This is a genomic window from Actinophytocola xanthii, assembly GCF_001921205.1.
Lineage (GTDB): Bacteria > Actinomycetota > Actinomycetes > Mycobacteriales > Pseudonocardiaceae > Actinophytocola > Actinophytocola xanthii.
Window position 1 is genome coordinate 114,883 of the sequence record NZ_MSIE01000018.1, and the last position, 9,766, is coordinate 124,648.

Genomic DNA, 9,766 nt, shown 5'->3' on the forward strand with positions numbered 1-9,766 from the left:
CGAATGGTGAAAGTACTTCGCTACGCAGCGTGCCCGTTACTCTCCGTACTTCCGGGGTGGCGCGAGGGTGAGGTAACGCTGGCAGTGCGACGTTCGCTGCACTAGGTTCGTCTGGAAGCACGCGTGGTCACTCCGAGGGGGGAGCGTCCTCATGGGAAACGTCGTGTCGGCTTGCCGACCGTGCACCGCGCTTCGGGATCACTGATGGTGACCGTGCCGCCACCGGAGCGGCTGGCCCCCGCTCGGCGCAGCCTGTTGGTCATGCCGGCGACCGCGATGCGGCACGCTCGCCGCTCGGCCACCAGCAGCCCGGGACGCCTGTTCGTGATCGGCGTCGCTCTCGTCATGCTCGCGCTGGTCACGGGCGTCGTGGGGGCGCTGGCCGTGCAGGAGAAGCAGGACGCGATCGACAACCTCATCGAGCACCGGGAACCCGTCGCCGCCGCGTCCCAGCAGATCTACCGCTCGCTGTCGGACGCGGACGCCACCGCGGCCAGCGCGTTCCTCTCCGGCGGCACGCCGCCCGCGGCCCTGCGCGAGCGCTACGAGCTGGACATCGCCCAGGCGGGGGCCAACCTGGCCCAGGCCGCCGCGGACGTGGCCGAGGTGCCCGAGGCGCAGCGCCAGGTGGACCAGCTGGCCCAGCAGCTCCCGGTCTACACCGGTCTGGTCGAGACGGCACGGGCCTACAACCGGCAGGGCTTCCCGGCCGGGGCAGCCTACCTCCGCGAGGCGTCCGGGCTGATGCGCGCCAAGCTGCTGCCCGCCGCCGAGGAGCTGTACTCGATCGACTTCCGGCGCCTCGCCGACGAGCAGGCCCACGCCCGGGCGTTCCCCTGGGGTAGCACCGCGCTGGTGCTGGTGTTGCTCGCCGCGCTGGTCGCCACCCAGCTGTACCTGACCAGGCGGACCAACCGGCTGCTCAACATCGGGCTGGTCGTGGCATCCGGGTCGGTCGTCGTCGGGCTCGTCTGGGGCTCGGTCGCGCTCGTGCTCGAGTCGGTCCGGATCGCCGACGGGCACGACACCGGAACCCGGCAGGTGGAGCTCGCCGTGCAGGCGCGGATCGTGGCGCTGACCATGCGGGCCAACGAGACGCTCACGCTGGTGGCGCGGGGCGACGGCGGCGTCTACGAGGAGGACTGGAAGGAGCTGGCCCCGAAGATCGGCGGCGACGGGGAGGAGAACCTGCTCGTGCGGGCCCGAGGTCTGGCCGCCGACGCGGAGACGACGGCGGTGCTGGACGCGGCTCGGCAGAACGCGGCCGACTGGCTGGCGCTGCACGGCAGGGTGCGCGAGCTCGACGACGGCGGGTCCTACGAGAACGCGATCGCCCTCGCGGTCGGCGACGGGCCGGACGGTGCCGCCGCGGTGTTCACCGAGCTGGACGCCAACCTGCTCCGGGCGATCAACAACGGCCGGACCCAGTTCGTCGAGGAGACGACGTCGGCGCGCGCCGCGCTGACCGGCCTGGTGCCGGGTATCGCCGTTCTCTCGCTGTTGGCGGCGGTCGGGGTGACAATGGGTATCCGGGAGCGACTGCGGGAGTACCGGTGAGGGTGAGCAGAACCAACCGCTTGGCGGTGTTGCTGACGCTGGTGCTTGCCGTGCCCGCCTGCGCGGCGCCCGGTCGCCCGGTCGACCTCGCCACCGTGAAGAGCGTGGAGCGCCCGCGCCCGGTCGGTGCGCGGGAGAACCCGACCCCGAAGTCGACCGAGGTCAAGCCCGTCCCCGCCTGCGACGCGACGGCGAGCCTGCCGCCGCTGGACCCGATGCCGACCCCGGGCGAGATGCCGGCCGGCAGCACGATGCGGGAGATCCAGGACGCCGGCAAGCTGATCGCCGGCGTGGACCAGAACACCTTCCTGTTCGGCTTCCGCAACCCGACGACGAACGCCCTGGAGGGCTTCGACATCGACCGCGTGCGGGAGATCGCCCGGGCGATCTTCGGGGACCCCAACCGGGTCCAGTTCAAGGTCGTGACGTCCCTTGGACGGGTACCGGCGCTCGAGAACGGGGACGTGCACGTCGTCGTGCGCACGTTCACCGCGACCTGCGACCGCTGGCAGGACATCAACTTCTCGGCGATCTACTACGTCGCCGGCCAGCGACTGCTCGTGGACCGGGCCTCGAAGGTGACGAGGCTGGACCAGCTCGGCGGGGAGAAGGTGTGCGCCGCCGAGGGGTCCACCTCGATCAAGACGCTGCTCGACCACCCGGCCGACCCGGTCCCGGTCCAGGTCCCGAACTGGACCGACTGCCTGGTGATGCTGCAGCAGGGGCAGGTCGCCGCGGTGTCGACGGACGACACGATCCTGGCCGGGATGGTGGCGCAGGACCCCAACGTGCGGATGGTCGGGCCGCGGTTCACCGAGGAGCCGTACGGCATCGGTATCCCGAAGGAGGACGAGGACATGGTCCGTTTCGTCAACGGGGTGCTCGAGCAGTCGGTGGCCGAGGGCGACTGGGCGGACAGCTACGACCGGTGGCTGGGCCGCACGGGCGAGCGCCGTCCCGACCCGCCACCCCTGAGGTACCGGGACTGATGCCATGACAACCTGCCCGAGGCCCGGCTGCGCCGGTGAGGTCCTGGACGGCGGCTGCACGGCGTGCGGCGTGGCGGTGGCCGGCACGGGCTCCGCCGAGCAACTGCGCCGCCAGGCCGAGGAGCAGGCTCAACTCCTCCGTCGGAGCGCCGAGGAACACCCAGAACGCGGCCAGGGCTGGTTCCGCTCCCCCGACCAACGCCCCGTACCCGCCCCGACCCCCGACCCGGTCCGACCGGCGGCGCATGCTTCCGGGCCTCGGGCCGCCGTCGCCGTCGGCCCCCCGGCCGCCGCCACCCCCACCCCGGCGAGACACGAGCAGGTGAGCGCGATCCCCTCGAACCAGCCCCAGAGCAACCTCTCGCCGAGCCCGGCCGAGGCCTGGGCGGCAGCCGAGGCGGAGGCGGAGGCGGTGCGGAACCGGCCGGGCGTGGACCAGGAGGAGCGACCGCTCGGTGCGACGGGTGAGGGACAGGCCCTGGACGAGACCGGCTCCTCCGGCCACGGTCAGGCCGGCCGGGCGCAGGTGGGACAGGCTGGGTCGGTCGAGGTGGGGCAGGACCAGGCCGGAGCACCTCCGGCCGCCCCGGCCCGGGAACCTCGCGCAACTCCCGGCGGCCACGGTGAGCCACAGGCGGAGCAGCGCCGGACCGGGCAGCCCTCGATCGGACAGCCCTCGATCGGACAGCCCTCGATCGGACAGCCCTCGATCGAACAGCCCTCGATCGGACAGCCCTCGATCGGACAGCGCCAGACCGCCCAGCCCTGGACCGGGCATCCTCAGACCGACCAGCCCGCGGGCGAGCGACCTCAGGCCGAGCAGCTCTCCACCGGCAGGCCCTGGGGTGAGCAGTCTGGGAGCGGGCAGCTCCAGAGTGGCAAGCCCTTGACCGAGCAGCCAGACTCCAGCCGGCACAGGGGTGAGCAGCCTCGGACCGGGCAGCCTCGGACCGGGCAGCTCCACACCGACCAGCCCTGGACCGAGCGGCCTCGCACCGGGCAGCCCGAGACCGACCAGTCCCCGACCGGGCAGCCCCAGAGCGACCAACCCCGAAACGAGCGGCCTCAGCCCGGGCAGGGGACGCAGGCGATCACCCCCGCGTCCGGCGGTGCCGCGCGGCGCGCGTCGGGCGCGGCGCCCGCCGAACGGCCTCGTCCGGCGTCCAGCCAGCGGCACGCCACCGAGTTCGTCCCGCCGCCCACCATCGCCGGGCCGCCGGTCGCGCCGAAGCCGAAGCCGAGACCGGAGCCGAGACCGGAGCCCGACCCGGGCGTGGCCGAGCCGACCGGTGCGCTCGGCGAATCGTCGGTCACCCTGTCCGTCGACCCGCCGGGCGGCGCGCTGACGATCTCCCGGCCCAGCCGGGAGAGCCCGCTGCGGACCGGCTCCAGTACGGCGCCCACCACCGGCGGGCGGCGGGCCTCCACGCGGGGCCGGCTCGGCGCCGGGCTGGTCGAGGTGCCCGTCGTCCCGGTGAAGGACCCGGCCTCGGCCGTGCTCAGCGACCCCGCGGTCGGCGAGAGCAAGCGGTTCTGCAACAGCTGCGGTGCCGAGGTCGGCCGGTCCCGGAACGGCGCGCCGGGCGCCACCGAGGGTGACTGCGAGACCTGCGGCACCTACTTCAACTTCCGCCCCCGCCTCGTCCAGGGCGACCTCGTGGCCGGGCAGTACGAGGTGCTCGGCTGCCTGGCCTACGGCGGCCTCGGCTGGGTCTACCTCGCCAAGGACCACAACGTCTCCGACCGCTGGGTCGTGCTCAAGGGCATGATCGACACCGGGGACGCCACCTCGATGGCCTCCGCGGTCGCCGAGCGCCGCTTCCTCGCCGAGGTCGAGCACCCCAACGTGGTCCGCATCTACAACTTCGTCCAGCACCCCGACCCGAAGACCGGCAACCTGGTCGGCTACATCGTCATGGAGTACGTGGGCGGCCAGTCGCTGCGCCAGCTCGCCCTCTCCCACCACCGTGAGACCGGCCGCGCCGAGCCACTGCCGATCGGCCAGGTCATCGCCTACGGCCTCGAGATCCTGCCCGCCATCGGCTACCTGCACAGCATCGACATGCTGTACTGCGACCTCAAGCCCGACAACGTCATCCAGTCCGGCGAACAGCTCAAGCTGATCGACCTCGGTGCCGTCCGGCAGACCGACGACTACGAGAGCCCGCTCTTCTTCACCCTCGGCTACAGCGCCCCCGAGCTCGCCACCGAGGGTGCCTCGGTCGCCTCCGACATCTACACCGTCGGCCGCACGCTCGCCGTGCTGTCCATCGAGTTCTCCGGCTACACCACCCGGCACAAGTACACGCTGCCCGGCCCGGACGAGGAGCCGCTGTTCGCCCTCTTCGGCTCGTACTACCGCGTCCTCAAGCGCGCCACGCACGCCGATCCGGTGCTCCGGTTCGCCTCCGCCGAGGAGATGGCCGACCAGCTCACCGGGGTCCTGCGGGAGGTCATGGCGCTGGGCACCGGTCGGCCCCGCCCCGGGACCTCGACCGTGTTCGCCGTCGAGACCAGGACATTCGGCTCCGGCCTCGTCGTCGGGGAGCGGGGGTCGCTGCCGTCGCCGGACCCGCTGGAGGTGGCCTCGATCCTGCCGCTGCCGCTGGTCGACACCCAGGACCACGCGGCGAGCGCGCTGGCCAGCATCACCGCGACCGAGCCGGCTGAGCTGGTCGCGGCGCTGGCCTCGGCGCCGCAGGACTCCATCGAGGTGCGGCTGCGGATGGTGCGGGCGCGGCTCGAGCTGGGCGACCTGCGCGCCGCCCAGGGCGAGCTCGAGGCGGCCCGCCGGCTGGTGACCGACCCCGCCGACTGGCGCCCGGACTGGTACCAGGGGCTGATCCGCCTCGCGACACGACGCCCCGACGAGGCGGGCAGGGCCTTCGAGCGGGTGTACGACGCCGTGCCCGGCGAGATCCCGCCGAAGCTCGCGCTCGCGGTCAGCGCCGAGTACGCCGGCAACTACTTCGCCGCCGCCCGGTACTACGAGCTGGTCTGGCGGACCGACCGGGCGTGGGTGAGCGCCGCGTTCGGCCTGGCCAGGGTCTACCTGGCCCAGGGGGCCCGAGCCAGCGCGATCGAGGTCCTCGAGGCGGTCCCGGACACCTCCAGCCACCACGTCGCCGCCCAGGTCGCCGCGATCAAGACCAAGCTCAGGCCGGCCGATAACGCCGCCGTCGTCGAGCACGACCTGCACGACGCCGCCCGACGCCTCGAACGGCTCTCGCTGGACGCCGAACGCCGGGCCCTGCTGACGGCGGAGGTCCTCGAGGCCGCCCACGCCTGGCTCCGCGCCGGCCGCCCGGGTGCCGCCCCGGCCGGTACCGCGGCTCGAACCCTACTGGGCTGCCAGCTCTCCGAGCGCGAGCTCCGTTTCGGCCTCGAGCGCTGCTACCGCGCACTCGCCCGGCTGGCCGGCACGACCGAACAGCGTCACGACCTGGTCGACCGGGCCAACGCCATCCGCCCGCGCACCCTCACTTAGGGCGCGTCGGGCCTCAGCTCGATGAGCGAGATGTCCGGGGGCGCGCCGACCCGGATCGGCGGGCCCCAGAAGCCGGCGCCCCTGGTCACGTAGAGCCAGGTGTCCTCGATCCGGGCCAGGCCGGAGACGGCCGGCTGCGCCAGCGGCACGAAGTGGTGGAACGGGTACAGCTGGCCGCCGTGGGTGTGGCCGGACAGCTGCAGGTCCACCCCGCGCCGCGCCGCGTCCTCGACCTGTACCGGCTGGTGGGCGAGCAGGACGACCGGGCGGTCGCCGCGCCGCCCGTCGAGCGCGCGGTCGAAGTCCGGCCCGTCGCCGGAAGTGCGGCCGGCCAGGTCGTTCACCCCGGCGAGGTCGATGGCGGCGCCGCCGCGGCTGATCGTCGTGCGCTCGTTGCGCAGTGGGTGCACGCCGAGCCGGTCCATCTCCCGGATCCAGGCCTCGGGCTCGACGAAGTACTCGTGGTTGCCGGTGACGAAGAAGCTGCCCTCGCGCGGCGCCAGGTCGGCCAGCGGCTCGGCGGCGCGGCCCAGGTCGGCGACCGTGCCGTCCGCCAGGTCGCCGACCACCGCCACCAGGTCCGGCTCGCTCTCGTTGATCATCCGGACGATGCGCTCGGTGTGTGACCGGCCCAGCACCGGTCCGAGGTGGATGTCGCTGACCACGGCGATGCGGAAGCCGGCCAACGACGGGTCCAGCCGGCGCAGGGCCACCGGTACCCGCAGCAGGTCCGGCGGTCCGAGGGCGTTGCCCAGGCCCACGCCGACCAGCGAGGTCGACGCGGCACCCGCTGCGACGGCCGTCGCCCTGGCCAGGAACAGCCGTCGGCTCTGGTTGACCTGAGGCTTCGCCGGTTCGTCCTTTGTCGGCTGGTCCACCGGGGGCGCCGCGTCCGTGGTCGCGGTGGCCTCGAGCGGCCGCCGGCGGACCCACCCGCGCAGCAGCAGCCGCGGGATCTCCAGCACCAGGGTGGTCAGGAACAGGTAGATGACCATGCCGAACCAGATGTAGCCGGGCCAGGCGAACCACCTCGCCGTCGACGGCGGCACCGAGCGGCCGAGGATGAGCGTGACGAAGACCAGCAGGGCCAGGAACGCGAACGCGACGGTGCCCACCCGGCGCGCGGTCCCCTTCGCGGTGGTGTCCTTGACCAGGCGCTTCCACAGGTAGAGGTGCATCAGCCCGACGAGCGTGCTGAGGATCACACCGAACATCGGCCCAGGCCTCTCAGGGGTTGATGTCGAACCGGCTCTGCCGCAGCAGGCTGGGGTTCTCCGCGACGGCGCGCAGGTCCTCCGCACGCCCGTGCTCGACGAAGTGGCGGAAGTCGACGATCACGAACAGCGCCCGCGCACGCAGCGCGAGCGGCCCGTCCGGTGCGTCCAGCCTGCCCTCGGCGCTGGCGTACACCTTGCGCCCGGCGATCCCGTCGAGGGTGCCGACGATGTGCAGTGTCGAGCCGACCGGCACCGGGGCCAGGAAGTCGGTCTCCAGGCGCCCGGTCACCGCGGGACGGCGCAGCTGCTGGCCGACGGTGACCCCGAGTGCCTCGTCGAACGCGCAGGCCAGCAGGCCGCCGTGGGCGAGCCCCGGCGCGCCCTGGTGCGCCTCGGTCACCGTGAACTGGGCGTGGATCGCGGTGCCCTCGCCGGCCTCGGTCTGCAGGTGCAGCCCGTGCTCCACCTCGTCCCCGCAGCCGAAGCAGTGGGCGTAGTGCGGGCCGAACTTGGTGCCAGGCGGCGGGGCGTCGGGATGCCGGTGCGCGGTCTCGACCTCGACCGGAGGCCATGGCGGGGGTACTCGGCTCACCCGGTCAGCGTAGTTGCGCAGCTGTGTTGCCCCGATGAGCAGCCCGCCTCGACCCCGGCGCCACCCTCGGGGTGGGATAGCCGTGAGACAGGAGGTGCGCGATCGAGCGGGACGAGCCGGAGGAGGGCCGGGTGCCGGTGGCGGAGCTGGTCGCGCCCGCGCTCGACCGGGCGTCCGAGTTGGCCGACCGGCTCGCGCGGCTGCTCGTACCGGCCCGCTTGTTCAGCTGAGTCGCGAATGTGACGAGTTGTGCAGGAACGGCTGGATTTGCTGGTCCCGGCGGGTCAGTATGTCCAGGCTGATGCCGAACGGGCATGAAGGGGAGGTGGCGCATGGCGCGCGAACGCGTGGACAGCTTCAGCGAGGCGAAGGAGCTGTACCGCGAGCACCGGCCGCGGACGGTGGCCTATGTCGCGCCGGACATCCGGGCCGGCGAGCTGCCGGTGCACGGGGTGAACGGCACGAACATGGACGGCATCGCGGCCGACTTCGACGCCCTCGTCACCGCGGAGCGTGAGCTGGCCCAGCTGCACGACGACCTGTTCGCGCAGCTGCGGGAGGCGAACTCGCTGTCCGGCCCGCTCGGTGACGGCTCGAGTCCGGTCACCGGGCCCATGCGCAAGGCGTTCCTCGACCGTGCCGACGTCGACGGGGGCGTCCAGGCGGCGCTGGTCGACTACATCGAGGAGCTGTTCGACGTGCGCTCGGCGATCCTGCAGACGCTGAGCACCTACCAGGGCGTGGACGGGGACGCCGCGGCCCGGCTCAACCGGCAGATGGAGCAGCTGGACCGGGAGGTCGGCGATGCGTGAGCCCGACCCCCAGCAGGAGTGGCTGACCAGCGACCGCAATCACGCCTCGAGCGACTACGATCGCGACCGCAGGCGCAGGACGTGGAACGAGTCCCACCCGCCGGCCGGGCGCGCCCGGGAGCGTTCCGAACGGCGTCGCCGCGAACGCCGGCGCAACCGCGCGCAGAGCCGGTTCGGCAAGGTCAACTGGGATGCTTACCAGCACGACCACCTCTACGACATGATCATGCAGGCCAAGCCGGAGCAGATGTACGCCCGGGCGAGCGAGTGGAGTGCGCTCGCCGGTCGGATCGAGGACACCACCGGCCGCGTCCAGCAGGTCGTCGAGCGCGTGATGGGGTCGTGGCGGGGGCAGGCCGCGGTGAACGCCGCGGGCGCCAACACCCGCCTCCTGCAGTGGGCGGGCACGGCCAGCCACACCGCCGGCCGCATCGCCGAGAAGATGGCCGACTACACCGAGGCCGTCGAGGCGGCCCAGCGGCGGATGCCCGAGCCGGTGTTCGCCACCGCGGAGCGGAACTTCCGCAACGGCTACACCGTGACCACCAACGGCGGCCCGAGCGACGCGGTGTTCCTGCGTGCGCTGCTCACCGACGGCATGGCGAGCCACGAGCAGGCCAGGGCGCGCAAGGCAGAGGCGGTCGCCGTGATGGAGGCCTACGAGTCGCGGTCCAAGGAGGTGCACGACTCGATCCCGCAGTTCACCGACGGCGACACCGGCATCGAGCCGGGCGCCGCCTGGACACCGCGCCCGGCCGAGGTGGACCAGGGGGCGCCGCCGGCCGGCGGTCCCGACGGGTCCGCGGGCGGCGGCTCCCCCTCGGGAGCGGGCGGTGGACCGGGCGGGGTTCCGATCGGCGGCACGTCCACCGCGGGCTTCGTCGACCCGACGCTGGGCGGCGGTCCCGGCCCCGGTGGCTCCGGCCCAGGTGGCGGTCTCGGCGGCCCCGGCTTCGGCGGCGGCCCGGGCAGCCTCAACGGCGGCGGCGACACGCTGCGCGGCGGGACCGGTGCCGGCGGTGGGTTCGGCGCGGGTGGTTTCGGTGCCGGCGGTCTCGCCGCCGGCGGCCTCGGTGCGGGCGGGGCGGCCGGCCGCGTTCCCGGCGCCGTGC

7 protein-coding genes are annotated in these 9,766 nt (G+C 73.4%); 5 read left to right on the forward strand and 2 right to left on the reverse strand.

Annotated features, from left to right (window positions below; all coding sequences use genetic code 11):
* Window positions 1-204: 204 nt before the first annotated feature.
* The 3 genes from BU204_RS12285 to BU204_RS42395 are packed head-to-tail and all read left to right on the forward strand — an operon-like array spanning window position 205 to window position 6,033.
* Window positions 205-1,557, forward strand: a complete 1,353-nt coding sequence (locus tag BU204_RS12285) for a hypothetical protein (RefSeq protein WP_075125753.1) — start codon at window positions 205-207, stop codon at window positions 1,555-1,557.
* On the forward strand, window positions 1,554-2,546 hold the full coding sequence (locus BU204_RS12290; protein WP_233160115.1) for a glutamate ABC transporter substrate-binding protein: 993 nt from the start codon (window positions 1,554-1,556) through the stop codon (window positions 2,544-2,546). Before BU204_RS12285 ends, BU204_RS12290 begins: the two co-directional genes overlap by 4 nt.
* A 4-nt stretch (window positions 2,547-2,550) precedes the next feature.
* The gene (locus BU204_RS42395; RefSeq protein ID WP_456297881.1) at window positions 2,551-6,033 is read left to right on the forward strand and encodes a tetratricopeptide repeat protein; all 3,483 of its coding nucleotides are present in this window, start codon (window positions 2,551-2,553) and stop codon (window positions 6,031-6,033) included.
* Here BU204_RS42395 and BU204_RS12305 read toward each other — a convergent pair.
* Together BU204_RS12305 and BU204_RS12310 are read right to left on the reverse strand one after the other, a co-directional pair.
* A complete protein-coding gene (locus BU204_RS12305; protein ID WP_075125755.1) occupies window positions 6,030-7,247 on the reverse strand; it encodes a metallophosphoesterase in 1,218 nt (405 codons plus the stop codon). The two genes, BU204_RS42395 and BU204_RS12305, sit on opposite strands and share 4 nt — an antisense overlap.
* 13 nt (window positions 7,248-7,260) lie before the next feature.
* Window positions 7,261-7,842, reverse strand: a complete 582-nt coding sequence (locus BU204_RS12310) for a PaaI family thioesterase (protein WP_075125756.1) — start codon at window positions 7,840-7,842, stop codon at window positions 7,261-7,263.
* A gap of 332 nt (window positions 7,843-8,174) precedes the next feature.
* Here BU204_RS12310 and BU204_RS12315 point away from each other — a divergent pair, with 332 nt between their 5' ends.
* A complete protein-coding gene (locus BU204_RS12315; RefSeq protein WP_075125757.1) occupies window positions 8,175-8,654 on the forward strand; it encodes a hypothetical protein in 480 nt (159 codons plus the stop codon).
* The coding region (locus BU204_RS41910; RefSeq protein WP_075125758.1) for a WXG100 family type VII secretion target at window positions 8,647-9,766 on the forward strand (1,120 nt) is incomplete at its 3' end. The genes BU204_RS12315 and BU204_RS41910, both read left to right, overlap by 8 nt.

Coding starts and splice junctions, on each gene's coding strand:
- BU204_RS12305 (WP_075125755.1), bottom strand. CDS start 7,247: ATGTTCGGTGTGATCCTCAGCACGCTCGTCGGGCTGATGCACCTCTAC.
- BU204_RS12285 (WP_075125753.1), top strand. CDS start 205: ATGGTGACCGTGCCGCCACCGGAGCGGCTGGCCCCCGCTCGGCGCAGC.
- BU204_RS12315 (WP_075125757.1), top strand. CDS start 8,175: ATGGCGCGCGAACGCGTGGACAGCTTCAGCGAGGCGAAGGAGCTGTAC.
- BU204_RS42395 (WP_456297881.1), top strand. CDS start 2,551: ATGACAACCTGCCCGAGGCCCGGCTGCGCCGGTGAGGTCCTGGACGGC.